We start from the raw sequence: 13365 nt of genomic DNA, 5'->3' as shown, positions 1-13365 counted from the left end.
TCTACTCCGGGAAATGGCTGACGATGATGAACATGACGGTTCCGATCAGCGTGACGATGAAGGAATAAGTGAAGGCCCAAAGGACAAAGGGCTGCATCAGCATGAAGACACCCAGTGCGATGAGGATGGTTGCGACCATCTCCCATGGGCCGCGGCGGAGCCGCACCAATCCGGAAAGAAACTCGCTCATTTGCGTACGGCTCCGAATGTGATCCCGCGCAGCAGATGTTTGCGCATCAGGATGGTGAATATCATGACTGGGATCAGGAAGATCGTCGCGCCGGCCGCCACCGCGGGCCAGTCCAGGCCGCCAATACCGATGATGGTCGGGATGAACGGCGGTGCGGTCTGTGCATTCGCAGATGTCAGCAGCACGGCAAACGCGTACTCATTCCAGGCGAAGATCAGGCAGAAGATCGCAGTTGACGCAATTCCGGTAGCGGCTTGCGGCAGCACCACTTTGTAGAAAGCCTGAAACCTCGTGTAGCCATCGATAAGGGCGGCTTCCTCGTACTCTCTTGGGATTTCGTCGATGAACCCTTTCAACAACCAAACCGCCAGAGAGATATTTACCCCTGTATAGAGCAGGATCATTCCCAGATGCGTGTCGCTCAGCCCAAGGTTTCTGAACATCAGGAAGATCGGGATGGCGACAGCGACCGGGGGCATCATCCTTGTACTCAGGATGAAGAACAGAAGGTCGTCCTTGAGCGGGACCTTAAATCGGCTGAACGCATAGGCGGCCAGCGTGCCGAGGAAGATACTCAAGAACGTCGAGCCAAATCCGATGATGACCGAATTCATGAAACGCTCGCCGAACTTGGAGGGCCCAACGATCACCATGTCGTATTGGCGGACGATCTCATCGGCCCAGTTCTGCGGCGGGTTGGCTTCCAGAAACTCCTGCGTCTGCCTGGTGCGTGTGGTGAAAAGGTTTACGTAGCCTTCGAGCGTTGGGTCAAAGACCACTTTGGGCGGGTAGCTGATCGCGTCGGCCGGAGACTTGAAGCCAGTCAGCAAGATCCAAACCAGCGGGATCATCGTGATCAGCGCATAAGTGATGACCAGGAAGCCTGCGATCCATTTGGACCGGTTCGAAGGTTCAGTGACCGAAAAACTGCTCATCGCTGTTTCACCTTGTTCAGGGCTTTGACGTAGATCGACGCAAGGCCGAACACGGTGACGAACAAGATGATCGCATAGGCCGAGGCGTAGCCCGTCCGCCACTTCTCAAACGCCTCTCGCTTGAGATTGATTGAGGTGAGTTCCGTTACAGATCCCGGCCCACCGCCTGTCAGCTGAACAACCAGGTCGAACATCTTGAAGTTCTCGATCCCTCGAAACAGCACCGCGAGCATCAGGAACGGCAGCACCATCGGAATGGTAATCGTAAAGAACTGCCGCAGCTTGCTGGCCCTGTCGATCTCAGCCGCCTCGTAGATGTAGTCGGGGATGCTGCGCAGCCCGGCCAGACAGATCAGCATCACGAAGGGGGTCCACATCCAGGTGTCAACGATCACGATCGCCCAAGGGGCCAAAGTGACCGACCCCAGCATTTCAAAGCTTGAGGGGTCCTTGCCGGTGAACCAGGACACGATGTAGTTGAACAGGCCGATTTGAGGCTGATACAGGAATTTCCAGAAATTCCCGACGACGGCCGGGGACAGCATCATCGGCAGCACGATGATCGTGGTCCAAAGATCGTTGCCCTTGAATTTCTTGTTGATCAGCCACGCCAGCGTGAACCCGATCAGGACCTGGAAAAAGATCGTCCAGAACAGGAAATGCGCCGTCGCCTGCATGTTCAGCCAGGTGTCTGAGTCAGTCAGGATACGTTCGTAATTCCTGAGCCCGACGTCTTTGACTTCGCGCCCGATCCGGTTGGCCTTGTAGTTGGTAAAGCTCAGTTGGATGGTCCAGATCAACGGAAAGATGTTGATCGCCAGCAAAAGAAAAATCGTTGGTGAGATGAAAATCCAGGCGATCGCACGGTCGGATAATCCTCGGATTTTTCGCGCAACTCGCTCGGGCGTTGCCTGCGCAACGCGATCTACGGTCCTGTCAGACATCTCTTTGCCAGCTCTTGTTGGTTTAGGACTCACGGGTGAAGGTGGAGCGGGTTTGCACCCGCTCCTGCCTGTGTCCGGACTACAGCTTGCCTTCGTCTTCGAAGACTTCGGTCCAGTCTTGGATCAGAAGATCAAGCGCTTCTTGAGCGGTGCCCTGGTCCGCAACCACGTAGTCGTGGATGCGCTTCTGCATCGCCAGCAGCAGTTCCGCATAAGCAGGCTCCTGCCAGAAATCCTGCACCCCGGCCATCGCTTCCAGGAAGTCACCGGCAAACGGCTGGCTGTCAACGAAACCCGGATCTTCCAGTACGGAGTTATGGGCCGAGTAGCCGCCGAGCTCCCACCATTTGGCCTGAACGTCCGGTTGTGCAAACCACTTGATGTACTCAAGTGCGGCGTCCTGTTTGTCAGAGTAGCTGACAACCGAGATACCTTGTCCGCCCAGTGTCGAACCTGCCTGATTTTGTGGTGGGTTCACGAAGAAGTCGATCTTGTCTCCGCCGGTATTGGGATCGGCGTAAAGACCCGGGAAGAACGCAAACCAATTCATCGCCATGGCGACCTGACCGGACTTAAAGGCGTCCAGACTCTCACCCATGTAAGAGTTGGTATATCCCGGAGGCGTCGCTGTTTCGTAGAATTCCTTGTAGAATTCCAGAGCTTCAACCGCTTCGGGCGAGTTCACGGCGCCTTCCATGTCATAGGAACCCGGCGTGTTTTCGTATTTGAAGCCCCAAGGATACAGCGCTCCGGTCACACCCATGGTGATCCCTTCCGAGCCGCGCTCGGTAAAGATGGCTGCGCCATAGACAGTCTTGCCGTCGATCTCACGACCTTGGAAGAACTGCGCGATCTGCAGGAGTTCTTTTTGCGATTGAGGCTCGCGAAGATCCTGACCCGTCGCCTCTTTGTAGGCGGCTTGGATGTCGGGGTTTTCGAACCAGTCCTTGCGGTAGAACCAGCCATTCGCATCGCCCATCGCTGGCAGCGCATAGTAGTTCGGCGTGCCCTTGGGCCAGGTCGAGTACGCATAGACGGTGGCCGGCGCGAAATCGTCCATGCTGATGCCTTCAGCATCGAAGAAGTCGTTCAGTTTGACATAGTGGCCATTCTCAGCGCCCCCGCCGATCCACTGGCTGTCACCGATCAACAAGTCGCAGAGCTTGCCCCCAGAGTTCAGCTCGTTCAGCATCCGATCCGCAAAATTCGGCCAGGGAACAAACTCGAAGTTCATCGTATGCCCGGATTCAGCTTCGAATTCCTTTGAAAGCTCAACAAGCGCGTTGGCCGGGTCCCATGCAGCCCAACAAAGCGTCAGATCTTCAGCATTCGCCTTGGTGGAAAGAGTAGTAGCGGCAAGGACTATTGCGCTGGCCGAGGCCAGTTTTGTGTAAGTCATCCATTCCTCCCTTTTTTCGCCGTCAATCGAGGATGTGCGAATCGCGGCATACCTCCAAGGCTATTTGAGGTACGCACATCAAGTCTAGATATTTTTGAGGTTCGTACCTCAAGCGGACGGTGGTTGACGATTGGTGCTCCTTTAAACCACTGATGTAATGTAATTTTATTCCATTTGGTCGGTGTGCATGTATTTTCAGCAGTGAGGCATTTAAGGGCCGCACCCGCCAAAAGTGGCCCAGCTCACAATCACGGCCATCAAGCGGCCACCGGATTTTGGAACCCGCTTGTGAAGCTCTAGCGGATTATTCGGTCGATACCTTTGAGGATTGGAGATAGCGTGCAAACGGCACGGGTCACTCTGGATCGTGCATGACTCGGTTGGACAGGGGCAGACGTATGAATACGCTCTCTATCGTCAGATTGAACCGGTACCCAATCAAAGGCTTGAGTGCCGAGCCGATGCAAACCGTGACGCTGCGGGCAGGGGAGGGGATCCCGGGTGATCGCCTGTTCGGATTTGCGCGCTACAACTCCGGATTCGACCCACAGAACCCTCAGCCACTGCCGAAAGATCGCTTTGTTGTTCTGTTGAATGAGGCAGCGCTGGCAGGCGTCGAGACGAGTTTTGATTTTGAGACCCAAGATCTTGAGATCAAAGCGAACGGCAAAACGCAAAGCTTCAATATGCGAACACCAGAAGACCGGACGGATGCGGCAAGTTTCCTGTCTTCAGAGATCGACTTGAAAGATCCCGAATTGCCGGAATTCGTCTCGTCTGCTCCTCATCGGTTTACGGATGTGTCCGTCGTCTCACCAAAAATGATGAACGCGATATCCGTTCTTAATCGTGCATCGGTGAGAGAGTTGGGTGAAAAACTGAACGCAGAGATCCAGCCAGCGCGATTCCGCGCAAATATCGAGATAGACGGCTTGCCTTCGTTTTCCGAGTTGGATGCAGTTGGATCAGTTCTGAGATTTGGCGATGTTGAGTTGAAGATACTATCGCGTACGAAAAGGTGTGCGGCCACTGAAGTGAACCCGGATACGGCCGAGCGCGACTTGAAAATACCCTATCTTATTAGGAAGTTGATGGGGCACGTGGATATGGGAGTCTATGTCGAGGTGACGAAAGGCGGAACCCTAAGTGTCGGCCAACCCGGGGAAATGCTTGCCTGAATGCCGCCCCCTCAGATTGGCGACCTGGGGAAACCTCTGTTCCATATTCAATCGTGAAAAAGGTCTTCGGTTTTTGCTGGTTCGCCCGGGGTGGCGATATCTACGCAGCGAAGCTCCCCTGAGAGCCATATTCCTACCAGTCTCGGTTTTCGGGATCCAGGTGTGCATCCATCATCGCGTCGTAGCTTGCCAGTTCTTCCGCCGTCAGTTTTCCGTGCCATTTGCCGCTCGTTCCGCTGTGAAAAAACTCGGCATCCGACTTGAAGAACCCTTTGCCACCTGAGGGAGCATAGCGTTCTGCTTTGTCCTTCATATTGTCGAAGGTCGCAGCTTGAACCAATTGATCCATGACTGCCTCTGAATGGGTCGTGCCCAAAATGTCAGCCAGCCTGAAGAACGTTCCTCTCAAGTCCCGGGTCATGTCTGCGTAGTGAAAAAGCGATACGTTCGGCCGATTGGAAAGCGCTGCAGCGGCTTTGTAATGCCGAATGATGTGGGCCAGTGGCATCGCATCGGTATCGAACCCTTCCGCCCCGCCGTCCAGAAAACGACGGAATGTGATACCTTCTTCATCGTTCTCGGGATACCAGGTGTCAAACCAGGTCATTGGAATGTTTCTGATGTGTTTGCGAAACGAGAAATGCGCATCGAGGGGATGACGAAAAACGCAGATTTACTGTGCTTGATCATCCAGGGGTAACCCATCCATCGGTGTGTGGCTTTTCATGCTGCGTCGATGCTGCATGGCTTCGAGCCGCTCTGCGACTTCAGGCATCTCTCGGATTCGGATGTCTACCCACGGCATCTTCACGGACAACTCCGTTTCAACTTCGGGATCACCAGAAAACAACAGCGATACGATGGTTTGCATCCAGGTCGTGCCGCATTTCGGAGGTGTCACTACGAACACATCATCGGAGCGGATACGAACCATATCCCAGCGTCTATTGTCCGTCAGGGGGCCAAGGTAGAGCTTTCGGTTTTTCACGTCTGAAAACTCCTCTGTGCGAATTGGTTCAGGAAAAGTGGAATGAAAGTGAAAGGCGACTGGTTCTCATGGCAGAAAGCCCAAAAAGCCAGTTGCTGCCTTGTTGAGTTCGGCCGGCAACAGAACGAGAGCGGAGCAGCACCTATACGTTATTCCAACAACCGCTCTGGGTTCTGTCCAGCAAGCAGCGCTCAATATCCGCAAAACGGAACCAAGCCGCCGTTCATCCCTTCCCTTGGACTGCGCTGGTCTTCAGTCCAAGGGGATGATTTACCAGCCTGAATTCGACGAACAGTTGTCTGCGAATCTAGACTGTCCAACACAGCTCACGGCGTCCCGTTGGTGCTATTGGTTCCCGGCACGGCTTGTGAGTTCCTCCATGACGTTGTCGAGGTTGAAGCTGCCGGGTTTTTGCCTTGGCGGAAACTCCTCGAAGCTTTGCAGCCATTGCCCAACGAAGGCGGAGGCCGGTGCTATCGCGAACATATGCTCGAGGAACCAGCGTTGGTATCCCATAGCGTTCTCTTCCTCGGCTCGCTCGAACGGATCGCTGCGGAGGTTTGCCAGCATCGGTGCGCGCAAGACTTCAAACGGTGAGAGCCATACATCAAGCCCATGAGCATTCTGCTTCAGGAATGTCACCTTGTACTGTTCGTATCGCAAGGCGGCGACGCTACCATCATCGGTCCAATAGATGAACTCACTGCGCGGCCACTCATCCGTTTCACCTGAGAGCGACGGCAGAAGATTGTAGCCGTCAAGATGGGCCTTGTATTGGCGACCGATCGCTTCAACGCCACCATCGAGCAACCGTTCTTTGATGTCTGGCTCACCGACCGCTGCCAGAATGGTAGGCAACATGTCCGTATGCGATACTACGCCATTGACCTTCGATCCCGGCTCGATGACGCCCGGCCACTTGATGACCGTCGGGACGCGATAGCCACCTTCCCACTGCGTGTTTTTCTCACCGCGGAAGGGTGTCGTACCGCCATCTGGCCACGTGAACGTCTCCGCTCCGTTGTCGGTTGAATACATCACGACGGTGTTGTCGGCGATACCGAGCTCATCAAGTTTATCAAGCAGTACGCCGACATGCCCATCGTGCTCGACCATGCCGTCGGGATAAACTCCAAGTCCCGTCACTCCCTCGGACTCTTCCTTCAGATGCGTGAAAATGTGCATGCGGGTGGAGTTCCACCAAAGGAAGAAAGGTTTGTCCTGTTCGACGGCTCTGTCCATGAAATCCAACGCGCTGGCCGTGACTTCTTCGTCAACGGTTTCCATGCGCTTTTTCGTAAGCGGCCCGGTATCCTCGATCGAGCCATCAGCGGTCGACTTGATCACCCCGCGCGGGCCGAAGTTTTCCCTGAAGGCTTCATCCTTGGGGTAGTCAGGGTTTTCGGGCTCTTCTTCTGCGTTGAGATGGTAAAGGTTTCCGAAAAACTCATCGAAACCATGGTTTGTGGGTAGGTGCTCGTCACGGTCACCCAAATGGTTTTTGCCGAACTGGCCAGTCATGTAACCATGGTTTTTGAGCAGCCCGGCGATGGTTGGGTCTTCGACGGGCATGCCCTCGGGCGCGCCGGGTAGGCCGACCTTGGTCAAACCCGTGCGGATGGGAGATTGTCCTGTAATAAAGGCCGCTCGCCCTGCGGTGCAGGACTGCTCACCGTACCAATCAGTAAATAGCGCGCCTTCTTTGGCTATGCGGTCGATGTTGGGTGTCTGATACCCCATCATGCCATGGTTGTAGGCACTGATATTCCAAAATCCAATGTCATCTCCCCAAATAATCAGGAAGTTCAGGGGGGGATCATCTTGTGCGGAAACGGCTGTGGCAGCTGCAGCAAACAAGGCCGCCATTATTGTTGATCTTGTTTTGTATTTCATTTTCGTCCTCCCAAAATTTCTTGTTAATACCGAGTAACCTACCACAAATTTGGCGGTTTTGTCGGTGTTCTTGCGGCTTTCGGGATTTCGGGCGGAAACGCGCAAGTGATCCAAGAGATCCGATCGACTTCGATGGCTTTGATTTACGAGCCGGCCGAAACTTTTCTCCGCGCTTTAAGGCGTGGTTGATCAAGACGAGTTGCACCGAACCTCGGAGCCACGCCAATCCGGTTTCTGGAGCACTTCTTCTGCTTTTGGAGCAAAGAACGGCCTGCTGAACGTTTTTTGGGGTGTGTGTTCAGTAAGCCTGTCGGTCGTTCCGGCACATTCGATCCCGTGCGTTGGCGACCGAAAAGTGCCGCGCACCGTTGATCAACCCGGCCGTCGGTGCTGCTGCCGTCTATCCTTTGGCCTATCGCCGGCTTCGGAACATGGGTGTATGAATTCTTTGACAACCGCAGGATGGCGACCTGCGTGCCTCCGCCCCCTTGCCGTCGGAACGCCCAAACCGGCTGCGGGATATGATCCGCCGAAACCGATTCCAGCGGATCAAGTGCAGTCTTCAGTTGGTGATTTCTTGCACCTTCATGACCAGTTCGTTCCAGTTTCGCTGGTTCTCGATATCATGCTCGAGACCTTGTTCATCGGCAATTCGAAAGCGTTTGACCGCCGGCGTCTTGCTTGTCGCCTGGTACAGCCAATAGGCCTCGGCTCTCAACGCCTCGGAAATAGGTTTGTCGATGGATTCGTAGACCATCTGCTTGCACGCGTTGATGGATTCGGCGGGGAACTTGGCAATGCGCCTGGCCAGAGCATCGACATAGGGACCGATTTCGTCGGGATCCAGCGCCTTGTTGATGGTGCCCATGCGCTCGGCATCGTCGGCATCGTAGTCCTGCGCACTCAGGATGATTTCCAATGCCCGGCCAAGTCCAGTTTGGCGCGCCATGCGCGAAGCTCCGCCGCCGCAGGGCAGGATACCCATGCCAACTTCCATCTGCATGAACTTGAACTTCCCGCGTGCCGCAAAACGCATGTCCAGCGCGAGTGCGAGTTCGTGTCCGCCGCCACGCGCGAAGCCTTCAAGCTTTGCGATTGTTGCCTGCGGGACCTTGCTCAGCCGTTCGCACACGGACTGCAGGTCCAGCAGCTGGGCGTCTTCGCGCGAGACGGCTTCGGTCGAAAGATCCTTGAGCAACTCGGTATCGTAGTGACAGACCCAGATTTCGGGGTTCGCAGACTGGAAGATCACCACTTTGGTTTCCCGGTCCCGCTCCAGCCGCATCGCAAGGCTGTTGAGGTCGGCCAGCATCTCCTGGCCCTGAACATTGACCGCTCCGAAGTTGAACGTCACGGTGGCAATTGCATTCTCGACCGCGACGTCGAAGGTCTGGAAATTTTCGTATTTCATTGGACAGTCCTCTCCTGTTCTCGCCATCAAAGATGCGAGGGTTTGCATGGATTGGCAGGGCGCGGGAGTGCGCCCGGCTTAGCCGTATCGGCGGATAGTGTCTTGAATGGCCTTCATGACGTCGGCAGCGTGTTCGGACTTCAGCGCTGCGGGGTGCGGGTCTGCAAATGTACCGCCGTCATTGTCGAAATAGGCGCCCGACGCCTGCGCGAACCGATCGCTAAGTGCGGCGTCGATCAGGATGTCGGCGCCGATGTTGAGGTCGTTGCCGGCGACTCCGAAACCGTCCTTGACCATTTTGGACGCCAGCAACGAACCCGGATTGACCGCGATCAACGCCGGTCCATCGGGCAGGGCGCGGGCCTGTTCGCGCGTCCATATCGTGATTGCCAACTTGCTTTGCGCATATGCGCCCATATCGGCCAATCGCGTTTTGCCGGTCAAAGCATCCACATCCACAGGGGCCTGGGCGGCCGAGGACAGGTTCACGACGCGGCCAGTCTTGGGAATGATCGGAAGCAGAAGTTCGGTCAGCAGATAGGGCGCGAACGTGTTCACGACGAAGCGGATATCGAGACTGTTTTCGAGAGTGGTCTGCGGAGCCTTCAGGACGCCGGCGTTGTTGATCAGCACATCCAGCCGGTCGTGATTGGAGCGGATGGCCTCCGCCAACGACCTCACGGCTGATAGGTCGGACAGATCGGCGCTGTAGGTTTCCGGCTGCCCTCCAACCTCCTGGGCGGCTGCCTCCAGCTTTGCAGAGTTCCGCCCGTGCAACAGAACACGGTGACCGTCAGCGGCCAGTTTCTTGGCGGTGAGCAGTCCGATACCATCGGTTGCGCCAGTGATCAGAATGGTCTTGGTCATGTGACAAGTTCCTTATGAAAATTCCGGCAAGATCGTATCTGCCAGGCGTTTGAGTGTCGGTTCGATGGCTGCCTGGTTGAAACGCAGATTCAGGGCGACGTGATTCATCCCCAACTCACGGATTTCAGCCAAGTAGCGGTGCAGGAAATTCGAACCCGACTGGAACCCCAGGTGTATTGGGCGTGCGGGGGCATTTGGGTCTTCCAGCAAGTCGACATAGAGCGACTGCATCACCGGTTTGTCCGGTTGCCCCAGTGCTTTCAGACGGTTCCGGTAATCGGCCACCGCGCGCCCCTGTGAAGCCGCATCGCGCGGATAGGTCATCCATCCATCGCCGTTTTCAGCCACCCAATCCGGGGATTGTCGACTGCCGCCGGTGATCAACAGCGGCAGGCGCGATCCCGAGGGTTTTGGCAGAAGGTCAATGTCGCCGGGCAGATGTCCCTGCAGGCTTTCATGCTTGGGATAGGGTGTTGCCGTTGCACGGATATAGTCGACACTGTCGCGGAACCGTTCACCGCGATCGGCGAAGGATTGACGCATTGCCGGATACTCTTCCGGTCGATCGCCGGACGCCACACCCAACAGCAGACGGCCATCGGACAATACATCCGCCGACGCGGCTGCCTTTGCCACATGGGCCGGATGGCGCAGCGGCAAAACGATGCTGGCGGTCCCCAGGGCAATGCGATCCGTCGCGGTCGCCAGTGCACCCAGATAGACGAACGGGTCAAAGATCTGGCCGGGGTCCCCGAAACTTGGAACATTGAACGGCACGTCGCGCAGCCAAAGCGCGGCAAAGCCCAGAAACTCGGCCAATTGCGCGGCCTTCATGTGGCCCTTCATCGTCGGCTCGGATCCCGCCGGGTAGGCCTCAAGCGGCAATACCAGCCCTAGCGTCAGCTGATCTGGTCGAAATACCTGACCGTAGGCCTTGTTGATCGGGGCAAAGGACAGGTTTTGGTTTTTGTCCAACATGACGGTTCCTTGCTCAGTAGCGCACCAAAGTGCGGGTCTCGATGCTCTTCCGGATGGTGTTGACGGTCGGGTCCTCGACCATATCGAGCGTGCTGTGCGCGACGGAAGGCAACCCCCGATTGTCGTAGATGTTGAAAATCGCGATTTCATCCGGGTTCATTCGAGACAGATAGACCCAGTCATGCCGTGCATTCCCGACAAGCCCCATGATCTGCCCTTTGCGGTCAGGATAGATCAGGTCAAGCAGGATCCAGTCTTTTGGGTCGACGGACGAAGGACGGACGAATCCCAGCGGCGCGCTGGTGATCGTGTGATCGACGGGCCGCCAGAGATTGACAAAGGCATAGTGCCCTTTGCTCCACTCGGCCGCCCGCTCGGCGCCAAGCAAATCCACCAGCCGTTGCCGAGCGCCGTCCGTGCTGTAATCGCTGTGGACATTGCGCGCCGGCTTGCGCGTCGCCTTTGGGTCGTCCACGCGCAAGGTATGGTCAAAGATCACGACCTCGCGAACGCCGATCTTTGTGGTCAGCAGTTGAGTGAGCTCGTGTTCGTAGGTCCGTTTCCACTGATCCCCGTAAAAATCGCGGATGGCACTGGGCGCATTCAGAAACTCGACGCCGTCGGGGTCAAAGCGCAGGGGTTGCCCCGATGTCCGCATATCAGTCAGGTTCACCTGTGTCGGTAACAGTTCGGGCGAAATCAGGTTGCCGACAATGCCGCCGGCGTCCAGTTGGAACGCCTGCCGTTCAGGTTTGTGAACGTGATAGTTTACGATACCGGTTCGTTGCATCTGTACCCTCACTGAATTGCGGATGACGCAGCCCCTGGCTTTATCGACGTTGGCTCAGAACCAGTTCACGGTTTCGGCCATCGGGCGGCGGGTCTTGGGGAATTGCGGATCGCTGGCGCGGTACCCAAAGGCGAACATCACCGCGGGTTTCCATTTCGAGGTATCCACCCCGAAATGCTCGGCCAGAGTCTGGGTGGTGAGTTCCATGTCAAACCCTTCGATGGGGCAGGAATCGATACCCATCAAAGCAGCGGTCGTCATCATGTTGGCCAGAACGATATAGGCCTGTTTGCCGGACCAGTCGGTGATCTCGCGTTCAGTGGTGATGCGATGGTCGGTTGACTGGAATTTGCCATACGCGCCGTTGAACAATTCGATGACGTCCTCGGGCAGTTGTTTGACCTTGCGATAGTGGTCCTGCAGATAATCAGACCCAGCGGTCATGGTTGCCGCAGTGCTGGCCAGAATGATGCCAAAATGGCTGGCTGTCCCCAGCTGGCCGGAGCTGCCGTTCATCATGCCATTGGCGCCCCATGAAAACTCGCGCAAAAGCTCGCGTTTGTCGGGCGATTGGATGACCAGAATCTTGAACGGCTCGTGCCCGAAAGAGGTGGGCGACAGGCGGCCAGCCTCAAGGATGGTTTCGAAATCGGCGTCGCTGATCTTTCGGTCGGGATCAAAGACCTTTGTCGCGTGCCGAAAATTGAAGGCTTCGAGGATCTGTGACTGAACGTTCGGGCGAACGGACATTTGTGGCTCCATTTGGTTTGTCTTCCGTGGAGCCAGAAATATCACTTGAGAAATCCGATGAAACAGCAGATATCAGGTTTCAGTTTTCGGATTTTGCGTATAATAGGCTTATGGACACACAGGCGCTTCGTCTTTTCGTGCTTGCAGCGGACAAGCTGAACATATCGGCCGCCGGGCGCGAACTGGGTTTGGTGCCCGCAGTCTCCAGCGCCCGACTTGCCAAGCTGGAGCATCAGCTGGGTGTCGAGTTGCTTCACCGCTCGACCCGGAAAGTATCGTTGTCTCTGGAGGGCGCTGAGTTTCTACCTTATGCGCGCGAGATTCTGGCGCAGGAGAATGCGGCCTTGGCCGCTTTGGGGCAGGGGTCGGCCCAAGCCACCGGCACACTGCGGTTTACTGCGCCCAGCACGTTTGCACAGCTCTACATTGCTCCGATCCTTGCAAAGTTCCAGGAACAGCATCCGGGTGTGACCCTGGACCTGCGTCTGTCGGATGCTCAGTTTGATCTGATCGAAGGCAGCTATGATCTTGCTTTGCGGAACGCACCGCTGATCGATACCAGCCTCAAGGGGCGCAAGCTGGCGGATGACAAACGCATCCTCTGCTCGGCACCAGATTACCTGTCGGCCCACGGAGAGCCCAAGACGCCGGATGATCTGGCGCATCATCGGCTGATTGCATTTCGCCACACCCGGGCCCGGGCGCTGAAAACTGCCCGGGGAGCTGTCGCAAGTTTCGATCCCGGAGCCACGAAATGTCCATTGATCATGGATGACGGTCTCAGCCAGAAGCTGGCCACCGTGGCAGGGGCGGGGATCTCGATGAACTCACTGTGGAGCGTTCAGGAGGAGCTTGCCTCGGGCAAGTTGCGTCATGTCCTTCCCGAATATGAGGCGGCGGAAGACAACGTGCTTTGGCTGATCTATCCCAAGTCGAACGTATTGTCGCCAAAGGTGCGGGTCTTCATGGATTTTCTGATCACCGAGATCGGCGTGAAGCCTCCGTGGGAAAGATCGTTGGACTGACTGATTGCGTCCAGTTG

At 56.2% G+C, this 13365-nt stretch carries 13 protein-coding genes and 1 pseudogene; 3 read left to right on the top strand and 11 right to left on the bottom strand.

Features of this window, described 5'->3' with window-relative positions; translation table 11 throughout:
* Position 1: 1 nt before the first annotated feature.
* From ACR0JC_RS17835 to ACR0JC_RS17820, 4 genes are all read right to left on the bottom strand, one after another.
* Positions 2 to 190 carry a hypothetical protein gene (locus ACR0JC_RS17835; RefSeq protein WP_170343500.1) on the bottom strand — a complete coding sequence of 63 codons (189 nt, stop codon included), beginning with the start codon at positions 188 to 190 and terminating at the stop codon, positions 2 to 4.
* A complete protein-coding gene (locus ACR0JC_RS17830; protein ID WP_010442361.1) occupies positions 187 to 1125 on the bottom strand; it encodes a carbohydrate ABC transporter permease in 939 nt (312 codons plus the stop codon). Before ACR0JC_RS17830 ends, ACR0JC_RS17835 begins: the two co-directional genes overlap by 4 nt.
* Positions 1122 to 2069 (bottom strand): carbohydrate ABC transporter permease, encoded by a 948-nt coding sequence (locus ACR0JC_RS17825; RefSeq protein WP_170332156.1) that lies wholly within the window; start codon positions 2067 to 2069, stop codon positions 1122 to 1124. The genes ACR0JC_RS17830 and ACR0JC_RS17825 overlap by 4 nt, the downstream gene beginning before the upstream one ends.
* A gap of 79 nt (positions 2070 to 2148) precedes the next feature.
* Positions 2149 to 3468 carry an ABC transporter substrate-binding protein gene (locus ACR0JC_RS17820; protein WP_093965439.1) on the bottom strand — a complete coding sequence of 440 codons (1320 nt, stop codon included), beginning with the start codon at positions 3466 to 3468 and terminating at the stop codon, positions 2149 to 2151.
* A gap of 398 nt (positions 3469 to 3866) precedes the next feature.
* Here ACR0JC_RS17820 and ACR0JC_RS17815 point away from each other — a divergent pair, with 398 nt between their 5' ends.
* The gene (locus ACR0JC_RS17815) at positions 3867 to 4646 is read left to right on the top strand and encodes an MOSC domain-containing protein (protein WP_170343501.1); all 780 of its coding nucleotides are present in this window, start codon (positions 3867 to 3869) and stop codon (positions 4644 to 4646) included.
* 133 nt (positions 4647 to 4779) lie between these two features.
* Here ACR0JC_RS17815 and ACR0JC_RS17810 read toward each other — a convergent pair.
* Positions 4780 to 5580, bottom strand: a pseudogene (locus ACR0JC_RS17810) (sulfotransferase domain-containing protein).
* Positions 5581 to 5676: 96 nt separating this feature from the next.
* On the opposite strand from ACR0JC_RS17810, the gene ACR0JC_RS17805 reads away from it, so the two are divergent.
* Entirely contained in the window at positions 5677 to 5916 is a 240-nt protein-coding gene (locus ACR0JC_RS17805; RefSeq protein WP_170343503.1) for a hypothetical protein, read from the top strand.
* 63 nt (positions 5917 to 5979) lie between these two features.
* Here the strand turns inward: ACR0JC_RS17805 and ACR0JC_RS17800 are convergent, their stop codons facing one another.
* From ACR0JC_RS17800 to ACR0JC_RS17775, 6 genes are all read right to left on the bottom strand, one after another.
* Positions 5980 to 7527 (bottom strand): arylsulfatase, encoded by a 1548-nt coding sequence (locus tag ACR0JC_RS17800; protein WP_170343504.1) that lies wholly within the window; start codon positions 7525 to 7527, stop codon positions 5980 to 5982.
* 562 nt (positions 7528 to 8089) lie between these two features.
* Positions 8090 to 8938, bottom strand: coding sequence for an enoyl-CoA hydratase/isomerase family protein (locus tag ACR0JC_RS17795; RefSeq protein ID WP_170343505.1), 849 nt, complete (start codon positions 8936 to 8938; stop codon positions 8090 to 8092).
* Between the two features lie 78 nt (positions 8939 to 9016).
* On the bottom strand, positions 9017 to 9805 hold the full coding sequence (locus ACR0JC_RS17790) for an SDR family NAD(P)-dependent oxidoreductase (RefSeq protein WP_170343506.1): 789 nt from the start codon (positions 9803 to 9805) through the stop codon (positions 9017 to 9019).
* Positions 9806 to 9817: 12 nt separating this feature from the next.
* Positions 9818 to 10783 carry an LLM class oxidoreductase gene (locus ACR0JC_RS17785; protein ID WP_480764003.1) on the bottom strand — a complete coding sequence of 322 codons (966 nt, stop codon included), beginning with the start codon at positions 10781 to 10783 and terminating at the stop codon, positions 9818 to 9820.
* 13 nt (positions 10784 to 10796) lie between these two features.
* On the bottom strand, positions 10797 to 11573 hold the full coding sequence (locus tag ACR0JC_RS17780; RefSeq protein ID WP_170343507.1) for a CmcJ/NvfI family oxidoreductase: 777 nt from the start codon (positions 11571 to 11573) through the stop codon (positions 10797 to 10799).
* A 54-nt stretch (positions 11574 to 11627) separates the two neighbouring features.
* Positions 11628 to 12323 (bottom strand): NAD(P)H-dependent oxidoreductase, encoded by a 696-nt coding sequence (locus tag ACR0JC_RS17775; RefSeq protein ID WP_170343508.1) that lies wholly within the window; start codon positions 12321 to 12323, stop codon positions 11628 to 11630.
* A gap of 110 nt (positions 12324 to 12433) precedes the next feature.
* On the opposite strand from ACR0JC_RS17775, the gene ACR0JC_RS17770 reads away from it, so the two are divergent.
* Positions 12434 to 13348 carry a LysR family transcriptional regulator gene (locus ACR0JC_RS17770; RefSeq protein ID WP_170343509.1) on the top strand — a complete coding sequence of 305 codons (915 nt, stop codon included), beginning with the start codon at positions 12434 to 12436 and terminating at the stop codon, positions 13346 to 13348.
* Positions 13349 to 13365 lie beyond the last annotated feature (17 nt).

Source organism: Ruegeria sp. CH5 (assembly GCF_056537025.1).
Note: the sequence above shows the minus strand (reverse complement) of the source record. Positions and strands in the feature narration are given on the sequence as shown.